This is a genomic window from Exiguobacterium sp. K1 (assembly GCF_033721435.1).
Taxonomy (GTDB): domain Bacteria; phylum Bacillota; class Bacilli; order Exiguobacteriales; family Exiguobacteriaceae; genus Exiguobacterium_A; species Exiguobacterium_A artemiae.
Genome location: NZ_JAOTIT010000005.1, coordinates 1 through 20,328, shown reverse-complemented (window position 1 = coordinate 20,328; position 20,328 = coordinate 1). Strand labels below are relative to the sequence as shown.

The following is a 20,328-nucleotide window of genomic DNA, read 5'->3' as shown; positions in this document are numbered from 1 at the left end:
GCCTCCACTCATACCTTTTTGATCGGTGCGAATTTCGCAAGCAACCGTTTGACACCGACTTCCGGGAAGGCGATATCGATTTCTAAGCTGTCCCCTGCTCCGCGTGTCTGAACGACGGTTCCACGGCCCCATTTTCCGTGTTCTGCTTTGTCCCCGACGTTCCAGCCGAGTGATTCCGCGCCTGATGTCTTCATCGCTGTTGGTTTCGTGACCGACCGCCCGATGACGGCTTTCCCTTGCGGTACCGGACGGTCTTCCCACGGTAACGGTTTCGGTTTTTTACCGGTCCGTTCCAGTACTTCCTCCGGTAATTCGGCAAGGAAACGGGATTCGAGATTGGCATTCGTCCGACCATACAGCGAACGCATCCGCGCGTGTGAGAGATACAGACGTTTTTCAGCCCGTGTAATCCCGACGTATGCAAGACGACGTTCTTCTTCCATTTCGTCTTCATCTTGCAGGGAGCGGCTGTGCGGGAACAAACCTTCCTCCATTCCAATCAGGAAGACGATTGGGAACTCAAGCCCTTTGGCGGAGTGTAATGTCATTAACGTCACCTGTTCGCCCGGATCACTTTCATCGAGCGAATCGACATCGGCGACCAACGTCAAATCGGTTAAGAAAGCGATGATTGTTTGTTCTTCCGGATCGGCTTTTTCGGTCTCTTTTTCAAAGTTTTGCGCAACCGTGATGAACTCGTTGATGTTCTCAAGACGGCTTTGTGCTTCCAGTGTTTTGTCTTCTTTTAACACTTGGCGGTATCCGGTTTTCTCAAGGACTTCTTCCACCAGTTCAGACAGGCTGATAAATTCCTGCATTTGTTGTAAGCCAAGAATCATCGTTCGGAAATCCGTCAGTTTGGCTGCCGTTTTCGGCGCAATGCTCGACAATTCGATATCACGGATCGCTTCCATCAGGGAGACGCCCTGCAGGTCGGCAAAATCACGCAATTTATCGATTGTCGTCGCTCCGATACCGCGTTTCGGTTCATTGACGATCCGGGCAAACGACAAGTCTTCGTTCGGATTGGAAATCAGACGCAGGTAGGCCAGAACATCCTTGATTTCTTTGCGGTCATAGAACTTCGTGCCGCCGATCATCTTATACGGAACATTCGATTTCAGCAACGTTTCCTCAATCGCCCGTGACTGGGCATTCGTCCGGTAGAGAATCGCGATATCGTTTAGTTTCATGCCGTAACGTAACGCATTCCGGATTTCCTGGACGATATAAAACGCTTCTTCGCGTTCATTTTCCGCCGTGTGGACAATTAGTTTTTCGCCTTCCGCGTTTTCCGTCCAGAGTTTTTTGTCTTTCCGGGTACTGTTGTTTTGAATGACATGGTTCGCTGCATCGAGAATTCGTTTTGACGACCGGTAATTTTGTTCGAGCAGGATGACTTTTGCTGTCGGATAATCTTCCTCAAACGACAGGATGTTCGCAATGTCGGCTCCGCGCCAGCGGTAAATCGACTGATCCGAGTCCCCGACGACACATAGATTCTGATGGGCCGCTGCCAGGAGATTGACGAGATCGTACTGGGCTTTGTTCGTATCCTGATACTCATCGACATGGATATATTGGAACTTGCGTTGATAAAATGCCAAGACGTCTGGATTTTGTTTAAACAATTCTGTCGTCTTCCCGATCAAGTCATCAAAATCAAGGGCATTGTTGCGACGCAGGACGGCTTCGTATCCTTTATAAATCTCAGCAACGGTTTTTTCATATGGATTCGTAACGATCGACGCGTAGAACTCGGCACTGCGCAGTTCATTTTTTTGACTCGAGATGATCGACAGCATCGACCGGGGATCCCACTTTTTCGGATCGAGGTTCTGTTCTTTTAAAACGAGTTTCAGTGCGGATTGCTGATCACTCGAATCAAGAATCGTAAAGTTCCGGTTGTAGCCGATTTTTTCGATATCACGGCGCAACATCCGGACACACATCGAGTGGAAGGTCGAGACCCAGATGTCGTTGGCGACACCGCCGACGAGCCGTGAAATCCGGTCACGCATCTCGCGTGCCGCTTTATTCGTAAACGTAATCGCGAGGATATTCCACGGCGCAACTTGTTTCGCTGCCATCAAATAGGCGACACGGTGTGTCAGGACACGGGTTTTCCCTGAGCCTGCTCCCGCCATGATTAAAAGCGGTCCATCGGTATGCTTGACTGCCTTTGCCTGTTCCGGATTCAATCCGCTGACAAGCTGTTCACTTAAATTAAACATCTAAATAGCCTCATTTCTGTATTCCGAACTTTTGTTCTTATATTTTATCGTGTTGCTGCGACGGTCGCAAGTGCCGCTTCTAAATTGTCATAGATGATGTTGCCGACGACGATCGTATCCGAATGTGTCAACATTTCTCGCGCCCGTTCAGCGGAGTCGATGCCGCCGCCGTAGAACAGACGGCCTTGCTTCAAGACACGTTTAACGGAAGCGACGAGCGCCGGATCGCCATACATGCCGCTGTACTCAAGATAAATGATCGGCATCCGGAATACACTGTCCGCCAGTTGCGCGTAAGCGACCACCCGGTCATCGGTCAGCTGTTTTGCCTGCGTGACGCGAGCGACCTTGGCGTCAGGATTCAGGACGATATACCCTTCCCCGACGAGGTCTTGATGCGCCAGCATATGACCGACTTCTTCGAGCGCCTCGATCTGCTTCTCAATCACATGCTCGAGCGTTCCACTGTTCAGGACGCTCGGCGTCAAATACGTATCAAATCCCATCGTCGCTGCTTCCAGCTCCGATACTTCAAGTGCCACCGCGACCGGATACCGGCGCAAGCGCATCAGCAAATCCAGTGTCGCATCGAGGGTGATATCATCGGTACCTCCGACGATGATGGCATCCGTTCCCGAAGTCGCAACCGCCTGAAGAACTTCTTCTTCAATCTCCTTTGCCGGATCGAGTTTAAAGACATGACGCCATTCATTATAAGGTAACAACATGTTCGTTCCATCCTCTCTTCTCATTCTCTTTCCCCAGTATAAAACAAAAACCCATCCCGCGCAGAGCGAGATGGGGCAGATCAATCAAGTACGGGTCCAGCGCTTCGTCAACAGCGCAGCGAGACCGAAAGCCAAAAAAGCATAAACGACGGCGAACGCCCATGGTTCGGCCAGGAAAAAACCAAGTACCGGGACATCCAGTAACGGTGAATCCGGCGAACAGAGCGCCCGTCCGTTGACGAGGGCCAAAAACGGTAACGCCGGCACCATAAAGATATAGCCAAAGTTGATCCAAAATGTCCGATTCACGTCACAACCTCCTTAACCGATGATGACCGATTCTTTCGGATAATTGTAATTCCGTTTTGGTTGGTTCGCCTTCAGCAGCAAGACAAACGAAATGACACCAATCCGTCCGATGAACATCAGGACCGATAACGTCCATTTGCCGACATCGGATAGCTCATTTGTGATTCCAAGCGACAGACCCGTTGTTCCGAACGCGGAACAGGCTTCGAAAAACAGGACGAGGAACGGCGCATCTTCAAAAATCAGCAGGACAATCAGTCCGATCATCGTCACGCCGGTCGATACGACGATGACGACAAAAGCTTTCCAAATATCCGACTGGCCGATTTCGCGCCCAAAGATTTTGATGCCGTATTCACCGCGGATAAAGGCGACGACACTGAGCACGGCGACGGCAAATGTCGTCGTCCGGATTCCGCCTCCGACCGAGGACGGGGACGCTCCGATGAACATCAGAATCGACAAAACAAAGATCGAGGCCTGTGAGAACGATGTGATATCGACGGTCGTCAGTCCGCCGTTTCGGGTCGTCACGGATTGGAACAGGGCATCGACCAGTTTTTCATTAACCGGCAATCCTTTAAACGATTGGTTCCACTCGAACAGCAACAGACTGACCGTTCCGAATAAGACCAGGATAAAGAACGTCGAAGCGGTCAATTTCGTAAATAACGAAAAATGATACGGCTGACGGGTCGACTGACGGGTCGCCCGGTACGAGATGTACCGCCGGACTTCAACCAGGACCGGGAAGCCGATTGCACCGAGCGTCAACAGCAGAATTTGCATGAAGACGACAAATAAATCTCCCCGGAACGGCAGGAGTGATTCTCCGGTAATATCGAATCCGGCATTGGTCGTCGCACTGACGGAACCGAATAGTCCTTGCAGCATTGCTTCGCCGAGCGTCGGAAAATACTTCGTATAATACAAACCTAAAATAAGGGCACCGATGATTTCGATCGACACGATGATGATAATGACTTCCCGAATGTATTTGACGACCCCTTGCATCGTCGTCTGGTTTTGGTCACGGACGACAAGTTGCCGCTCCCGAAAGCCGATCCGCTTGCCTAGGATGACCCACATCGCGATATGCAGGGACATTAAACCGATTCCGCTGACCTGGACCAAAATCATGATCATAAAGTACCCAAACGTCGTAAATGTGTCCGAGACGGAGACGGTCGTCAATCCGGTCACGCTGACACAGCTGACGGCCATGAATACGAGATCCGTGAAATCCCAATCGTAATTGCCTTTTGTCGACCAAGGTAACCCCAGTAAAATGACACCAATGATGACGGCAACAAAATAAATGATGACGAGTGACTGGATCGGCGTCAGTTTTCGAATGAAGTGTTGCAGTTTTTGTTGATACGCTAAATCCATCCGGCTTCGTCCTCCTTCACAGAAATAGCGGATAACCAATTAGTTATCCGCTACTTCCTCCTCTACGAGACCTAATCGTGCGAGCGCCAAGTCGTAGCCGCCGGAACCGTAGTTCAGGCACCGTTTCACACGCGAAATCGTGGCTGTCGAAGCACCTGTCGCCTTTTCGATTTTATGATACGTATTGCCTTCCCGTAACTGACGGGCGACTTCGAGACGTTGTGCCAAGGCCTGAATTTCATTGACCGTCGCCAAGTCTTCAAACAGGGTATAACAATCTTCTAATGAATCCATCTTCATGATGGCTGTAAATAATTGATCGAGTTCTTTTCCACGCAATTTATCGAGTTGCATCGTCTAACTCCCTTTCCCATTTGTTGCTCTTTAACAGTTTAAAGTGCGACGTTTTAAATTTCAAGCGTCATCGCAAAATTGCCGGGAAAAGTACTTTTTTCCGTAAGACTTCGTAAATTCCTTGCGGCGTAATCCGGACATACGGCAAATGGGTCGACGCCAGGAACAAAAGCGTATAAATCGGATCTTCAAACTGATAGCCACGGGCGAACAGTGCTTCACGGAGCGCCGTTTCCTGAACGATCAAATCTTCAAGCGGTAAATCGGACGTCTGCCCCATCAAGGTCAAAGGAACTTCTGCCACCACTTCGCCGTCTTCGACGAGAACCACCCCGCCGCCGAATGCTTTCATCCGATCAAAGGCAATCTGCATATCCCGTTTCGATTTTCCGATCAGCAGGATATCGCCGCTGATCGAATACGAACTGACGAGCCCGCCGACATGGGTCGCAAAATTTTTCAGCACGGTATTCAGACGCCATTTTCCTTCCCGGTCAACGAGCATCAAAAATGACTCATTGCATCCGGCAGGCAGCACCTGCATGCTGGTATCGTGTTCGACCTGATAGAGCTTCATGATGACCGAATTGACCATTTCAAGGCCAACCGGCATGCTGAACGAAAAGTCCTGTTCCGTCAACTCAAGACCGACTTGTGAAGCCGGCATCAAATCGATCGCCCGGTCGAGCGCTTCGACCGGATAACACGGGATATCGTTTTTGCGGACCCAGGTCCCGCGGGCGACGACGTCAACCGGTGTCGGCTTGTCTTTTGCTTCGAGGATGTTTAAATGGGCAATCCGTCCCGGAGCGATACTGCCAAGCAGATGATCGAGGTTAAAGTGACGCGCTGCGTTGTACGACGCAATCCGGTACGCTTCTTCCGGCGCAATCCCGGCGGCAAGCATCAGACGGATTGTCTCATCCATCAGACCGGCTTTATAAAAGGATGGTGTCGAGCCATCTGTCGTCACCAGTACCTTCTCGTAATTTTGTAATCCCGCTTCAACGAGACCGGCAAAGATATCCGGTAAATCCGGACGGATCGAGGAATAGCGGATCGTTGTCGTGTAGCCGAGTTCGAGACGCATCAGCGCTTCTTCGACCGTCATCGCTTCATGGTCACTCGTGACACCGAACAACGCCATTTTCGTTAACGTCTTTGCAGAAGCCCCCGGGAAATGTCCTTCAATCGGTTTACCGAGCTTCATCGCGTCCTGCATCCATTGCAATAGCTCATCATCACCTTGCGACAGACGCGGCCAGCCCGTCAATTCGCCGGCTTGGATGACTTGCGGATGCTTCAACCAGGCTTGAATCCGCCGGTTATCAATCGTGATGCTGTCGGCATCCAGTTCCGTCTGGGCATCGAGTCGTGCCCACCAGTACATTGATGTCGGAAGGTCGGCCAATGCGTCGACCTGCGCAAACGCTTGCTCCGTTGGCTCTAATAAAAGCAGCATATTATCGTTGACGAGCGTCGTCGTTCCGCGCTCTGCCGCAAATTTTGCGAGTGTCGCCGGATTATACAACTGGAAGGGATGGGCATGCGGTTCGATGTAGCCGGGGACGATAAATTTCCCTGTCGCATCGTATACTTCACCCGCCGTGTCCGGCATATCCGGTCCGACGTAAATGATCCGGTCGCCGCTGATCCAAATGTTTGCCGTCCGCCAGGCTTTAAGTCCTTGGTTTAAGTACGTCGCATTTTCAATCACGAGTGTAGGTGCAAGCTTTCCGTTGATGACCGCTTGATGCGTACGGACTTCTGTTTTCGTCCATGGGGACCGTCCACAATTTTTTTTCATGAAAGCTCGACCTCCTTTTTAATTTGAAAACGCTTTCTTATAGTTCTTATACTAAAATGTTACCGGAAAAGTTTCAAGCTTATTCGTCGTCAATTCAATCCATTTCGCCAAAATAACACAAAACCGCCACGGAAAACAAGTTATGTTCGCAGCAGCATTGAAAAAAAGCCGGCTCCCTCACATCACTGTGAGTGGAACCGGCTTATCCGTTATGTCGTGCGAAATGCTTTTTTGGCGATATCCGTCCGGTAAAAGAAGCCGGTCCGGTCAAACGAATCAAGTCCGTTGTACACCGTTGCAACAGCCTGCTGCATGTCTTTTGCTTTCGCGACACAGACCAGAACACGTCCTCCGGCTGATACAATCTTCTCCTCATCGCCTGCAGCTGTTCCCGCATGGAAAATCAGGACATCGGAACCGATCGTCGACGTTTGAACAGGATGCCCCGTCACCGGCTGTTCCGGATAACCGTTCGCCGCGACGACAACACCGACGACGGCATCGTCCGACCAGAGGACTTCTGGGATATTCCCCTGCATCAACGGAATAATGACGTCAAGCAATTCCGTCTCGAGCCGCGGCAGGATGACTTCCGTTTCCGGGTCACCGAAACGAGCGTTGAACTCGATGACGGAAGGTCCGCGGCTCGTCAACATCAGACCCGCGTACAGGAAACCGGTAAATGGAATGCCTTCGCTCGCCATTTGTTCGACAAGCGGACGGAGAACACGTTGCATCGCTTCTTCCGTCACGGCTGCTTCGTCAAATTGCGGCAACGGACTGTAAGCTCCCATTCCGCCTGTATTCGGACCGGTGTCCCCGTCAAACGCCCGTTTATGATCTTGCGACAAGACCATCGGAATGACGGTTTCTTCATGGACGAAGGCCATCAGCGAACATTCTTCACCGACGAGGCATTCTTCAATCACGACACTGCTCTGCTGACCAAAGTCACCGGCGAAAATTTCATCAATCGCCTGAACGGCTTGTTCAATCGTCGTCGCCACAGTGACACCTTTCCCGGCTGCCAGTCCGTCGGCTTTGACGACGATCGGTGCACCCTGGCGACGGATGTAAGCTATCGCTTCCGCCGCTGATGTAAAGACGGCATGATCTGCCGTCGGAATACCGGCCCGGTCCATCAAAGCTTTTGCGAATTGTTTACTGCCCTCAATCGCTGCCGCTTCGCGTGACGGTCCAAAAATCTGTAAACCGGCTGCTTGAAACGCATTGACGATTCCGAGGACAAGCGGTCCTTCTGGTCCGACAATCGTCCAGTCAATCTGCTCGTCCCGTGCGAACTGAACCAATTCCTCAATCGCATCTTCCCGGATCGGCACGCAGACCGCCTCCGTCATCCCGACGTTGCCGGGTGCGGCATACACGGTTTCAATACGCACGTCCTGTGCCAATTTCCAAACGAGCGCATGCTCGCGTCCACCTTTACCGACTACTAATACTTTCATTCGGATCGCCTCCGCTTAGTGTTTGAAATGACGCACGTTCGTAAAGATCATCGTGATGCCGTGTTTGTTGCAGGCATCGATGGATTCCTGATCACGGATTGATCCGCCCGGTTGGATAATGGCTGTAATCCCGGCCGCTGCTGCCGCTTCGACCGTATCGCCCATTGGGAAGAACGCATCCGAGCCCATGGCAGCCCCGATTGCTTTCTCGCCGGCTTGCGTAATCGCGATATTCGCTGAACCGACACGATTCATCTGTCCGGCACCGACGCCGACCGTCACTTCATCTTTCGCGATGACGATGGCATTGGATTTCACGTGTTTAACCGCACGCCAAGCGAGTTTTAAGTCTTCCCATTCAGCGGCCGTCGGTTTACGATCGGTGACGACACGTGCTGATGCATCATCAAGTGTTTCGTCATCACTGTCCTGGACAAGCATGCCGCCGGCAACTGCCGTATAGCGGATTGCTTGGACCCGTTTAACGTCCAGTTCGAGCAACCGGAGATTTTTCTTCGCCGATAGTAACGCAAATGCGTCTTCCGTAAAGGATGGAGCAATGATGATTTCAAGGAAAATACCGCTTAGTTGTTCCGCTGTCGCGAGATCAACTTCCCGGTTCAAGGCGACGATTCCGCCGAAAATCGAAACCGGATCCGCTGCATGTGCACGACGGAACGCTTCATCAATCGTTGGACCGACGGCGACGCCGCACGGATTCATGTGCTTGACGACGACGGCGGCCGCTTCGCGGAACTCATCGAGAATCTCCAGTGCCGCATTGGCATCCTGGATATTGTTATAAGACAATTCTTTCCCGTGGAGCTGTTTCGCGGACGCGAGTGAAGCCCCTCGGTAGATTGGTGTTTTGTAGAAGGCGGCTTCCTGGTGCGGGTTTTCTCCGTACCGCAAATCCTGGACTTTTTCGAGCGTAATCGTCAACTGATCGGGGAATTTTTCACCGGTCTGTGTCAGGAAGTAATCGGCAATCAAGGCATCATACGCCGCTGTGTGACGGAATGCTTTGGCTGCCAGTTTTTGACGGGTTTCGAATGTCGTTCCGCCCAGATGAATTTCCTCGATGACCGCCTGATAATCGGCCGGATCCACGACGACAGTTACCGCCGCATGATTTTTGGCAGCCGAACGGATCATGCTTGGTCCGCCGATATCGATATTCTCGATCGCATCGGCATACGACACATCTTCATTCATGACCGTTTCTTTGAACGGATAGAGATTAACAACAACAAAATCAATCGGTTTGATGTGTTGTTCCGCCATCTGTTCGCGGTGGCTCTCAAGATCACGGCGTCCGAGCAGTCCACCGTGGACCATCGGATGAAGGGTTTTGACCCGGCCGTCGAGCATCTCCGGGAATTGTGTGACTTCACTGATGCCAATGACCGGAAGTCCTGCTGCTTCAAGGGCTTGATGTGTTCCGCCTGTCGAAATCAATTCAATCCCGGCGTCATGCATCGCCTGTCCGAGTTCGACGATACCTGTTTTGTCTGATACGCTGATTAACGCTCTCATACGTTTGCCTCCTCTTTGATCCACTCTTCGATGACTTGCGGGTACAATCTATGCTCCACCTGCTGAATCGCTTGTTGGAGCGTTTCCCGTGTCATATCCTCTGTAATCCGAACCGCTTCTTGGGCGATGATTGGTCCTGTATCCATGCCTTCATCGACTATATGAATTGTAACACCTGTGATTTTGACTCCGCCACGAAATGCTTGCCCGATCGCATCTTTTCCCGGAAATGCCGGGAGCAACGACGGGTGGATGTTGACGATCCGTCCAGCATAATGCGACAGCAGGACGTCTCCGATCAAGCGCATATATCCGGCTAGGATAATCCGTTCCACGCCCCGCCGCTCCAGTTCCGCAACGATTTCCCGTTCAAACGACGGTTTATCCGGGTAGTCTTTGGCTGTGAAGACGAAGATATCACAGCCGCGGGCCTGAGCCCGTTCAATCACTTTTGCTTGTTTTTGATCACAGACGACGAGTTCAATCGTAGCCTGCAGACGTCCTGTTTCAACTGCTTCGAATAAAGCTTCGACATTACTGCCACTTCCCGAGGCAAAACAGGCAATCTTCATTGGTCGACTCCAAGAATCCGGACACCCGGTTCACTCGTCACGGTCCCAATCGTATAGACGGTCTCGTTTTCACGAGCAAGTCGTGCCGAGACTGCTGCGACATCTTCCGGTTTGACGATCATCATGTAGCCGATCCCCATGTTGAAGACATTGTACATATCGTGACGCGGAACGTTTCCAGCCTGTTCGAGCCAGTCGAAGACCGGTAACGTCGGCCATTTTTTCGGATCAAACGTCGCCCCGCAACCTTCCGGAAGCACACGCGGGACGTTTTCGTAAAAACCACCGCCCGTAATGTGGACCATCGCCTGAATTTTTTCTGTCTCAAGCGCGGCTTTGACCGCTTCGACGTAAATCCGTGTCGGCATCAGCAACGTATTGCCGATCGTACTGCCAAACATCATCAACTCATCTTCGTATCGCAGACCACTTTCGGCGACGATCTTCCGGACAAGTGAAAAGCCGTTCGAGTGAACGCCCGACGAAGCGAGACCTAAGATGACGTCTCCCGGTTGAACGTGTTCTCCTGTGATCAATTTTTGTTTTTCGACGGCACCGACGGCAAAGCCTGCAATGTCGTACTCACCGTCGGCGTACATGCCCGGCATTTCTGCCGTTTCCCCGCCGATCAGCGTACAGCCGGACTGGACACAGCCTTCCGCGACACCGGCAACAATCCGCTCGATCTTAGCGGGAATCGCTTTTCCGAGAGCAATGTAATCGAGGAAATAGAGCGGCTCCGCCCCTTGGACGATGATGTCATTGACACACATCGCGACACAATCGATTCCGATCGTATCGTGCTGGTCGAGGGCGAAGGCAAGCTTCAGCTTCGTGCCGACGCCATCCGTCCCGCTGACGAGAACCGGTTCTTTTAGATTTAATTGGCTGAGGTCGAACATTGCACCGAAACTGCCGAGTCCCGTCATGACTTCTTTGCGCATCGAGCGGGCCACGTGTTTTTTCATGCGGGAAACGGATTCGTATCCTGCTGTCAGGCTGACACCTGCTGCTTCGTATTGTTTACTCATGCTTTGTTCCCCCGTCTGTTCAAAGTTTGGCTTCTAGTTCTAATGCACCGATTGGTGTTGGATATTCGCCTGTGAAACAAGCCGTACACTGACCTTTTAATGGTCCGTCAAACGGGCGGTCGATTGCATTGACCATTCCATTGACCGTCAGAAACTCAAGTGAATCCGCTCCGATTTCCTGGCAGATTTCACTTGGTGTCAACCGGGCGGAAATCAATTCATCTTTTGAAGACGTATCGATCCCGTAATAACATGGATTCGTAATCGGCGGTGCCGTGATGCGGACATGAACTTCCGTTGCCCCGGCTTCCCGTAACAGTCCGACAATGCGGCGACTCGTCGTCCCGCGAACGATTGAATCATCAACCATGATGACCCGTTTGCCGTTGACGACACCTCGTAGCGCCGATAACTTCATTTTGACGCCGCGTTCGCGCAGTTCCTGTGACGGTTGGATAAACGTCCGACCGACGTAACGGTTTTTAATCAATCCCATTTCATATGGAATGCCGCTTGCTTCCGCGTAACCAATCGCTGCCGAGATGCTTGAATCCGGCACACCGGTAACGACATCGGCCTCGACCGGTGCTTCTTCGAACATCTTTTTACCAAGTGCTTTTCGTGCTGTATGAACATTGACCCCATCGATCATCGAATCGGGACGGGAAAAGTAGATGTATTCCATCGAACACATTGCCCGTTCATGCGGTTCCATATACTGGCGTGATGACATACCGGACGTCGTAATCGTCACGAGCTCCCCCGGCTCGATATCACGGATGAACTCGGCACCGACGATGTCAAAGGCACATGTCTCGGATGAAAAGACGATGCCGCCGTCCGGTGTTTTACCGAGCGACAACGGCCGCAGACCGTGTGGATCGACCGCAACATACAATGTATCTTCCGTTAAGAACAAGAAGGCGAATGCACCGACGAGCCGGGCCAGACTATCGGCAATCCGGTCTTCAAGCGTCGGTAACTTACTCCGTTTGACGAGGTGGGCAACGACTTCCGTATCACTCGTCGTTTGGAAAATCGCCCCTTCCGCTTCAAGTAAGTGTTTTAACGAATCGGCATTGACGAGGTTTCCGTTGTGCGCCAGCGCCAAGTCGCCCGTTCGTGATTTAAAATGGAGCGGTTGTGTATTCTCGAGCGTATTTCCCCCGGCTGTCGAATAACGGACATGTCCAATGGCATGGTGCCCCGATAAGGAATCAAGCGTCTCCTGCGAAAAAACTTCCGTGACGAGCCCTTGTCCCCGGTGCGGCAGAAGCAGTTTCCCGTCACTCGCGACGATTCCTGCTCCTTCCTGTCCCCGGTGTTGGAGGCTGTGGAGTCCGTAGTACGCTAGCTGCGCCGCTTCCGGTTGTCCGAAAATCCCGAACACCCCACACTCTTCGTTTAATCCTTTGATGTCATATAACACGCGATCGCCCCTTCCCAGTCGGCTTGCAGTGTTGAACGTGTCGCTTCGATGAATGTATCGTTTGTCTTGATTTGCAAAGCATCTTGATCGGTAACATACCCTAATTTATGCGCGCCTGTCTGTTTGACGAAGGCGGCTTCCTGTTCCGGTTTCACCGTCACGACGAACCGTGATTGCGATTCACTGAACAGATGGAGAGCCGGACCGTCAAATGTTACGTCCAGACCAAGCGTCGTGCCGAATGTCATTTCAGCAAGTGCTACAGCGAGACCACCTTCCGCCACGTCATGGATCGCCGTGACGAGTCCCGCTTGAACTGCCGCTTGCAAGGCGAGTAACCGTTCTTGTTCGACGGCTAAGTCAATGTGCGGTGCTTTACCGAATGATTTTTCGAATTGCAGGTATTGCAGTTCACTGCCACCGAATTCCGCTGTCGTCTCTCCGAGCAGGTAGACAGCGTCGCCTGCTTGCTTGACGTGTTGTGTCGTAATCCACTCCGTTTGTTCGTGGAGACCGACCATCCCGACGACCGGCGTCGGATGAACTGCTTTTCCGGCAGATTCGTTGTATAAGGAAACATTTCCGCCGATCACCGGTGTCTCGAGCACACGACACGCTTCGGCCATTCCGGCTGTCGCTTGCTGCAGTTGCCAAAAGCCTTCCGGTTTATCCGGATTCCCGAAGTTCAGACAATCGGTAATCGCCAGTGGTGTCGCACCACTCGCAACGATGTTGCGGGCTGCTTCGGCGACGGCAATCTGTCCGCCGACAAACGGATCGAGGTAAACGAACCGGCTGTTGCAGTCCGTTGTCATCGCGAGTGCTTTGTTCGTTCCGCGAACCCGGATGACGGCGGCATCAGAACCTGGTGCGACGACCGTTGATGTTTGGACCATATGATCGTATTGGTCGTAGACCCAACGCTTGGAAGCAATCGTCGGTTGTTTGAGCAAGGCACGCCATGTCTCGACCACATCGTCAACGACTGGTAACGTTTCATCCATTGCCTGAAATTCTTCATAATAAGCCGGAACGCGTGACGGTTTGTTATAGACCGGTGCTTCTTCCGCGAGTGCATCGACCGGTACTTCCGCGACGATTTTGCCGTGATGGACGAGACGCAATACTTTCTCGTCGATGACTTCTCCGACGTGCACCGCATGCAGTCCCCATTTACTGACGATTGCTTCGATTTCCGATTCGCGTCCGCGTTCGACGACGAGCAACATCCGCTCTTGTGATTCCGATAACATCATTTCATAAGCTGTCATGCCGGTTTCCCGTTGCGGTACATCATCCAGATGCATCTCGATGCCCATACCGGCTTTTGAAGCCATCTCGGCTGATGATGATGTCAGTCCGGCAGCTCCCATATCCTGCATCCCGACGAGCGCCGGATGACCGACGATTTCGAGACATGCTTCGATTAACAGCTTCTCCATGAACGGATCACCGACTTGAACAGCCGGACGTTTTGCTTCCGTATCCTCCCCAAGATCTTCTGAAGCAAAGGTCGCTCCGTGAATCCCGTCGCGTCCGGTTGCGGCTCCGACGTACATGACCGAGTTGCCGGCTCCTTTGGCAAGACCTTTCTGAATGTCTTCGTGGTTGATTAAACCGATACACATCGCATTGACAAGCGGGTTGCCCTCATACGAATGATCAAAGCCGACTTCTCCCCCGATCGTCGGAATGCCGACACAGTTCCCGTATCCGGCAATTCCAGCGACGACCTGTTCAAACAGTTGATTGACACGCGGTGTACCGAGGTGACCGAACCGAAGCGAGTTCATCAAGGCGACCGGACGGGCTCCCATCGAAAAGATATCGCGGATAATCCCACCGACACCAGTCGCTGCCCCTTGATACGGTTCGACGGCTGACGGGTGGTTGTGACTCTCGATTTTAAAGACGACGGCTTGATTGTCCCCGATGTCGACGACACCTGCTCCTTCGCCGGGACCCTGCAGGACGCGTGGACCTGTCGTCGGAAACTGGCGTAAGACCGGCTTCGATGTCTTGTACGAACAATGCTCCGACCACATGACGGAAAACAATCCGATTTCTGTATAGTTCGGTTGACGCCCGAGTAACTTGACGACCATGTCGTATTCTGCGTCGCTCAGTCCCATCGTTGCGTAGATCCGTTGTTCCTGAATTTGCTCCATCGTTGGTTCAGACTGTTGTTTTAGCATGGTGTGCCCCCTGTTTGACGAGTGAAGTGAATAACTTAAGTCCATCGGTTCCGCCGGTCAGCAGTTCGACTGCCCGTTCCGGGTGTGGCATCATACCGAGTACGTTCCCGGCTTTGTTCGTGATACCGGCAATGTCGCCGCGTGATCCGTTCGGGTTATCCGTATACGTAAAGGCAATTTGCCGGTTCGTCTGTAACATCGCATACGTCGCATCGTCACAGTAATAGTTGCCTTCTCCGTGTGCGATTGGAATCGTAATCGTTTCTTGTGCCGCATAGTCCGATGTAAAGCGTGTCTCATTGTTTTCAACCTTCAGTTCAACCGTCCGGCACATGAACTTTAGTCCCGTATTACGGTGTAAGACACCTGGGAGAAGTCCGGCTTCAACAAGGATCTGGAAGCCGTTGCAGACGCCGAGAACCGTTTTGCCTTCTGCTGCAAAGCGTTTGACTTCCTCCATGATCGGTGAGAATTGAGCGATCGCTCCGCACCGGAGATAGTCGCCGTAAGAAAAACCGCCCGGCAACAAGACGCCGTCATATCCTTCAAGTGACGTTTCCGTATGGAAGACATACTCTGCTTCTTCACCGAGTGCGTCTTTCACAGCATGGTACATATCTAGATCACAGTTCGATCCTGGAAACACGATGACGGCAAACTTCATACGGTCGTCACCTCTTCTACATCAAAACGGTAGTCTTCCATGACAGTGTTGACGAGCAGTTTCTGACACATCTCATGAATCATCGTGTCCGTTGTCTCATCTGAAACAAGCAATTCAATTCGTTTACCGATCCGGACTTCCTCGACACCTTCAAAACCAAGCTGTTGTAATCCACCTTTGACCGCAACCCCTTGTGGATCTAAAATGCTTTCCCGTAATGCGACCGCTACTGTAACCTTTTTCATTGTCCGTTTCCCCCTAGGCGATTGAATAGTGTTTGGTACGTGTCGATGAGTGATCCGATATTACGGCGAAAGACATCTTTATCGAGGTGTTCGCCTGTTTCCTTATCCCATAACCGGCATGTATCCGGTGAGATTTCGTCTGCGAGTAAAATTTCTCCTGCCGGTGTTTTACCGTATTCAAGTTTAAAATCAATCAGGGTGATTCCTTTTTCATCAAAGTAAGGCCGTAAGACATCATTGACGCGATGCGCTTCCTGTTCGAGCAAGGAAAGCTCCTCCGTCGTCGCAATCTTCAGTAAATTGATGTGTGCCGGTGTGACAAGCGGATCGCCTAGGCTGTCATCCTTATAATAAAACTCGACGATCGGTGTTTCGAGGACCGTTCCTTCTTCGATACCGAGCCGTTTACTCAGGCTGCCGGCGACGACGTTTCGAACGACGACTTCGAGTGGAATGATGGTGACACGACGTACGAGCTGTTCGCGCTCCGATGTCCGCTCAATGAAGTGGGTCGGAATTCCGGCCGCTGCGAGAACTTCAAAAAAGTGACTCGTCAAACGGTTGTTCAGCTCTCCCTTACCGGCAAACTCTGCCTTCTTCTCTCCATTAAATGCCGTAGCTTCGTCTTTGTAGACGATGCGGAGCACATCCTGATCCTGCGTCGTGTATAACCGTTTTGCTTTTCCTTCATAAAGTGGTTGCATCGATTTCGTCCCCCATGATCCTAAGATGTAGACGGGAGCCGTGCTCCCGTCCCAGGTTTGATTAGTTCAAGCCACACCGTTCAAAGATTTCATCGACCCGGCTCGTATGATACGTCGGATCAAAACAAGCATCGAGTTCTTCTTCTGTAAAGAGTTGTTGAATGTCCGCTTCCTGCCATAAGACATCACGGAACATGATTTGTTCTTCCCATGCCTGCATCGCCCGCGGTTGAACGAAGTCGTAGGCCGCTTCACGTGACCAGCCTTTTTCGATCAAAGCGAGTAAGACGTGACCGGAGAAGATGACACCAAACGTCCGGTCCATGTTGCGTTTCATGTTTTCCGGGAACACCGTCAGATTTTTGATGATGTTGCCGAACCGGTTCAACATGTAGTTGAGTAATCCCGTCGCATCCGGCAAAATGATCCGTTCCGCAGACGAGTGGGAGATATCCCGTTCATGCCACAGCGAGACGTTTTCGTACGCTGTCACCATATGACCGCGGATGACCCGGGCAAGACCCGTCATGTTCTCGGAACCGATTGGATTGCGTTTATGCGGCATCGCCGATGATCCTTTTTGACCTTTGGCGAAAAATTCTTCGACTTCCCGCGTCTCTGTTTTTTGCAGACCACGAATTTCCGTCGCCATCTTTTCGATTGATGTTGCGATTAAGGCAATCGTCGACATGTAATGCGCATGACGGTCGCGTTGGAGCGTTTGCGTCGAGACCGGTGCCGGTTTCGTGCCGAGCTTCTCGCAGACATATTTTTCGATGAACGGATCGATGTTTGCAAACGTTCCGACCGCTCCTGACATTTTGCCGTATTCGACCGTTTCCCGTGCTGCCTCGAAGCGGACTTTATTACGTTTCATTTCTTCGTACCAAAGCGCCAGCTTCAGACCAAACGTCGTCGGCTCCGCGTGTACGCCGTGTGTACGTCCCATCATGACTGTATATTTATGTTCGTTGGCTTTGACTTTCAGGATGTCAATGAACCGATCAAGATCCGCCGCCAAGATATCATTGGCTTGTTTCAATAGATACGATAACGCTGTATCGACGACGTCCGTTGACGTCAGTCCGTAATGGACCCATTTGCGCTCTTCACCCAGTGTCTCCGATACGGCACGTGTGAAGGCGATAACGTCGTGTCGTGTTTCCTGTTCGATTTCATTAATCCGTTTGACGTCAAACGAAGCCTTTTCCCAGAGCAACTGGACGTCTTCTTTCGGAATGACACCGAGTTCACTCCAGGCTTCACATGCTAAAATCTCAACTTTCAACCAGGCCTCGAATTTATTCTGTTCTGTCCAGATTGCTTTCATCTCAGGACGTGTATAACGTTCGATCATCTAACCGTCTCCTTCCATATCTGCAGGCGCGCAACTTCAGCAAATGCTTCTTCGACTGAATCAGCCAGGATGTTCAAATGTCCCATCTTTCGACCTTGTTTTGCTTCCTGTTTCCCGTATAAATGGACTTTCGTCCGTGAAGATAACGTTGGTAGTTCCTCGTATAATGCTGTGATATGTTGACCTAGGATGTTCGCCATGACGACCGGTGTCGTCAAGCGGGTATCACCGAGCGGGAGACCGCAGATGGCCCGGATATGCTGTTCAAACTGTGACGTCTCACACGCATCAATCGAATAATGACCCGAGTTGTGCGGACGGGGTGCCAGTTCATTGACAATCAGTTCGCCCCCGACGACAAACAGTTCGATCGCCAGTGTGCCGATCAGATTCACATCATCCGCGAGCCGCGTTGCCAGTTCAATCGCCTGTTGCTTCAACTCATTCGGAATGCGCGCCGGAACAATCGACAGATGCAGGATATTGTCTTGATGGATATTTTCACTAACCGGGAACACTTTCGTCTCCTGTCCGCTTCGTGCGACGATGACGGAGATTTCCTGATCAAACGGTAACCATTTTTCAGCGACATACTCGGTTGATTCAAACGTCTTGATTGCTGTTTGTAAATCCAGCTCTGTCCGAATGACCGTCTGTCCTTTTCCGTCGTAACCAAACCGGGCTGTTTTCAAGACGAACGGTAGACCTAACTGACGTCTGGCTTCCAGCAAATCTTCGGTCGTCTCAACTGCCTGATACGGTGCTACTTGGTAACCGAGCTGTTCAATCAGTTCTTTCTCCCGAATTCGATGCTGCGTCCGAAACAGAAGTTCTGTTCCGTGAATCAGTTTACTGCCGATTGCTTCTGCTACTTCGTGTGAGATGTTTTCGAACTCGTAGGTCACGACGTCTGATTCGGCAGCAAGCCGTTTCGCTGCTTCCACATCCGTGAACGGTGCCTGAATCTGTTGATCGGAAACTTGTGCACACGGTGCATTTTCTGTCGGATCCAGTGTAATAAGCGAATAGCCCATTTGACGTGCCGATAAAGCCATCATCCGACCTAATTGTCCTCCACCTAAGATGCCAATCCGTTTCATGTCAGATGTACCTCGGAAGCAATGACATCTCCTTCTAGTTCGACGCGCATATGATCAAGCGCCCGGGCAATCCGTTCGTCGACCGTTCCAAGAATCTGAGCTGCAAGCAGACCGGCATTTTTCGCTCCGGCATCACCGATCGCAACTGTTGCGACCGGAACACCACCGGGCATTTGGACGATGGAGAGTAAGGAATCGATGCCTTGAAGCGCTTTGCTTTGAATCGGAACCCCGATTACAGGAAGTGTCGTCTTCGCAGCTACCATTCCCGGAAGGTGAGCGGCTCCGCCTGCACCGGCAATGATGACCTTGAGTCCCCGTTCCCGGGCAGACTCAGCATAACGGAACATCAAGTCAGGTGTCCGGTGTGCCGACACAACTTTTTTTTCATAACCAATGTCCAGCTGATCCAGTACATCACACGTTTTCTGCATGGTCACCCAGTCTGATTGACTGCCCATGATGACCCCGATTTCCACCTTACTCATCTGCGTCTCCTCCTTTTTGCATAAAAAAAGCCCAAACCACGTCTAAAAGGGTGGCTTAGGGTATAAAAAGGTACGCCAAAGAATTATCGACGAACATCCATATACCCCATAGTCCAACGATTTAGGGTCGTCGGGTAGAAACTTGCAAGCCATATCCCTGCTATTATACGAGGTGTTATATTCAATCTTCCTATCACGCCTTCATCTTAACAAGACTCGAGTCGGTTCGTCAACCAAAGGCGAACAATTTAATTATCTGAAAATTTATCGTTCGCTTTTAAGCTTAAATTGTTTTGTTCATTTAGTTCAGTATTCGGAAATTTGAAAGCAGTCAACACTATTAATAAGAAAACGACAAAAAAATACGACCCTTTCGTTTATGAAAGAGTCGTATGTATAAGAAGTTATCACGATTCAGGCATTTTCAGCTTCGAGTTTCGGTTTACAGTCAAAGATGATTTGCTGACGGATGGGATACGGTTCATCATTCGCATCCAGTCCAAAAATCGGTTCTTCCCGCCGGACGGTCGGACGATAACCCATGGCATCGATCCGATCCAAACAATCACTGATCGTTTCATTTTCTTCTACGGCAACGCGTATTTTTTGTTTTTTTGCCATGAGTATCACATTCCTTCCTTATTATATATATGAAAAAACCAAAAAAAGTCCATAAAAAAGCGGCGGCCCTTGAGCGTATGCTCCAGAACCACCGTT

The 20,328-nt window shown here is 51.2% G+C and carries 19 protein-coding genes and 1 riboswitch; all 19 genes read right to left on the bottom strand.

Annotation, left to right across the window (positions count from 1 at the left end):
- Positions 1-8 precede the first annotated feature (8 nt).
- Complete coding sequence (gene pcrA / locus N7U64_RS11165; protein WP_131973679.1) at positions 9-2,234, bottom strand: DNA helicase PcrA; 2,226 nt, start codon at positions 2,232-2,234, stop codon at positions 9-11.
- A gap of 44 nt (positions 2,235-2,278) precedes the next feature.
- A complete protein-coding gene (locus N7U64_RS11160) occupies positions 2,279-2,962 on the bottom strand; it encodes a heptaprenylglyceryl phosphate synthase (protein ID WP_318929813.1) in 684 nt (227 codons plus the stop codon).
- An 84-nt stretch (positions 2,963-3,046) separates the two neighbouring features.
- Complete coding sequence (locus tag N7U64_RS11155; RefSeq protein ID WP_318929812.1) at positions 3,047-3,271, bottom strand: hypothetical protein; 225 nt, start codon at positions 3,269-3,271, stop codon at positions 3,047-3,049.
- A gap of 12 nt (positions 3,272-3,283) precedes the next feature.
- The gene (locus N7U64_RS11150) at positions 3,284-4,663 is read right to left on the bottom strand and encodes a TrkH family potassium uptake protein (protein ID WP_290829561.1); all 1,380 of its coding nucleotides are present in this window, start codon (positions 4,661-4,663) and stop codon (positions 3,284-3,286) included.
- Between the two features lie 39 nt (positions 4,664-4,702).
- Complete coding sequence (locus N7U64_RS11145; RefSeq protein ID WP_012369366.1) at positions 4,703-5,017, bottom strand: YerC/YecD family TrpR-related protein; 315 nt, start codon at positions 5,015-5,017, stop codon at positions 4,703-4,705.
- Positions 5,018-5,084: 67 nt separating this feature from the next.
- Positions 5,085-6,824, bottom strand: a complete 1,740-nt coding sequence (locus tag N7U64_RS11140; protein WP_318929811.1) for an adenine deaminase C-terminal domain-containing protein — start codon at positions 6,822-6,824, stop codon at positions 5,085-5,087.
- A 209-nt stretch (positions 6,825-7,033) separates the two neighbouring features.
- Positions 7,034-8,290, bottom strand: coding sequence for a phosphoribosylamine--glycine ligase (gene purD / locus N7U64_RS11135; protein ID WP_318929810.1), 1,257 nt, complete (start codon positions 8,288-8,290; stop codon positions 7,034-7,036).
- Between the two features lie 15 nt (positions 8,291-8,305).
- A complete protein-coding gene (gene purH / locus N7U64_RS11130; RefSeq protein WP_214850269.1) occupies positions 8,306-9,826 on the bottom strand; it encodes a bifunctional phosphoribosylaminoimidazolecarboxamide formyltransferase/IMP cyclohydrolase in 1,521 nt (506 codons plus the stop codon).
- Positions 9,823-10,398 carry a phosphoribosylglycinamide formyltransferase gene (purN, locus tag N7U64_RS11125; RefSeq protein ID WP_214850266.1) on the bottom strand — a complete coding sequence of 192 codons (576 nt, stop codon included), beginning with the start codon at positions 10,396-10,398 and terminating at the stop codon, positions 9,823-9,825. Before purN ends, purH begins: the two co-directional genes overlap by 4 nt.
- On the bottom strand, positions 10,395-11,429 hold the full coding sequence (gene purM, locus N7U64_RS11120) for a phosphoribosylformylglycinamidine cyclo-ligase (RefSeq protein WP_012369361.1): 1,035 nt from the start codon (positions 11,427-11,429) through the stop codon (positions 10,395-10,397). Before purM ends, purN begins: the two co-directional genes overlap by 4 nt.
- 19 nt (positions 11,430-11,448) lie before the next feature.
- Positions 11,449-12,858, bottom strand: coding sequence for an amidophosphoribosyltransferase (purF, locus tag N7U64_RS11115; RefSeq protein WP_012369360.1), 1,410 nt, complete (start codon positions 12,856-12,858; stop codon positions 11,449-11,451).
- Positions 12,834-15,053, bottom strand: coding sequence for a phosphoribosylformylglycinamidine synthase subunit PurL (gene purL / locus N7U64_RS11110; protein ID WP_318929809.1), 2,220 nt, complete (start codon positions 15,051-15,053; stop codon positions 12,834-12,836). Before purL ends, purF begins: the two co-directional genes overlap by 25 nt.
- Entirely contained in the window at positions 15,034-15,717 is a 684-nt protein-coding gene (purQ, locus tag N7U64_RS11105; protein ID WP_214766549.1) for a phosphoribosylformylglycinamidine synthase subunit PurQ, read from the bottom strand. The genes purL and purQ overlap by 20 nt, the downstream gene beginning before the upstream one ends.
- On the bottom strand, positions 15,714-15,962 hold the full coding sequence (gene purS, locus N7U64_RS11100; protein ID WP_214766547.1) for a phosphoribosylformylglycinamidine synthase subunit PurS: 249 nt from the start codon (positions 15,960-15,962) through the stop codon (positions 15,714-15,716). Before purS ends, purQ begins: the two co-directional genes overlap by 4 nt.
- Complete coding sequence (gene purC, locus N7U64_RS11095; RefSeq protein ID WP_214766545.1) at positions 15,959-16,666, bottom strand: phosphoribosylaminoimidazolesuccinocarboxamide synthase; 708 nt, start codon at positions 16,664-16,666, stop codon at positions 15,959-15,961. The genes purS and purC overlap by 4 nt, the downstream gene beginning before the upstream one ends.
- Before the next feature lie 61 nt (positions 16,667-16,727).
- Positions 16,728-18,023: an adenylosuccinate lyase gene (purB, locus tag N7U64_RS11090; protein WP_290829540.1), complete on the bottom strand. Its 1,296-nt coding sequence runs from the start codon at positions 18,021-18,023 to the stop codon at positions 16,728-16,730.
- Entirely contained in the window at positions 18,020-19,123 is a 1,104-nt protein-coding gene (gene purK / locus N7U64_RS11085) for a 5-(carboxyamino)imidazole ribonucleotide synthase (protein WP_318929808.1), read from the bottom strand. Before purK ends, purB begins: the two co-directional genes overlap by 4 nt.
- Positions 19,120-19,611, bottom strand: a complete 492-nt coding sequence (purE, locus tag N7U64_RS11080; RefSeq protein WP_114596963.1) for a 5-(carboxyamino)imidazole ribonucleotide mutase — start codon at positions 19,609-19,611, stop codon at positions 19,120-19,122. Before purE ends, purK begins: the two co-directional genes overlap by 4 nt.
- Positions 19,612-19,700: 89 nt before the next feature.
- Positions 19,701-19,802: riboswitch (purine riboswitch) on the bottom strand.
- Positions 19,803-20,025: 223 nt separating this feature from the next.
- On the bottom strand, positions 20,026-20,232 hold the full coding sequence (locus tag N7U64_RS11075; RefSeq protein WP_318929807.1) for an NETI motif-containing protein: 207 nt from the start codon (positions 20,230-20,232) through the stop codon (positions 20,026-20,028).
- Positions 20,233-20,328 lie beyond the last annotated feature (96 nt).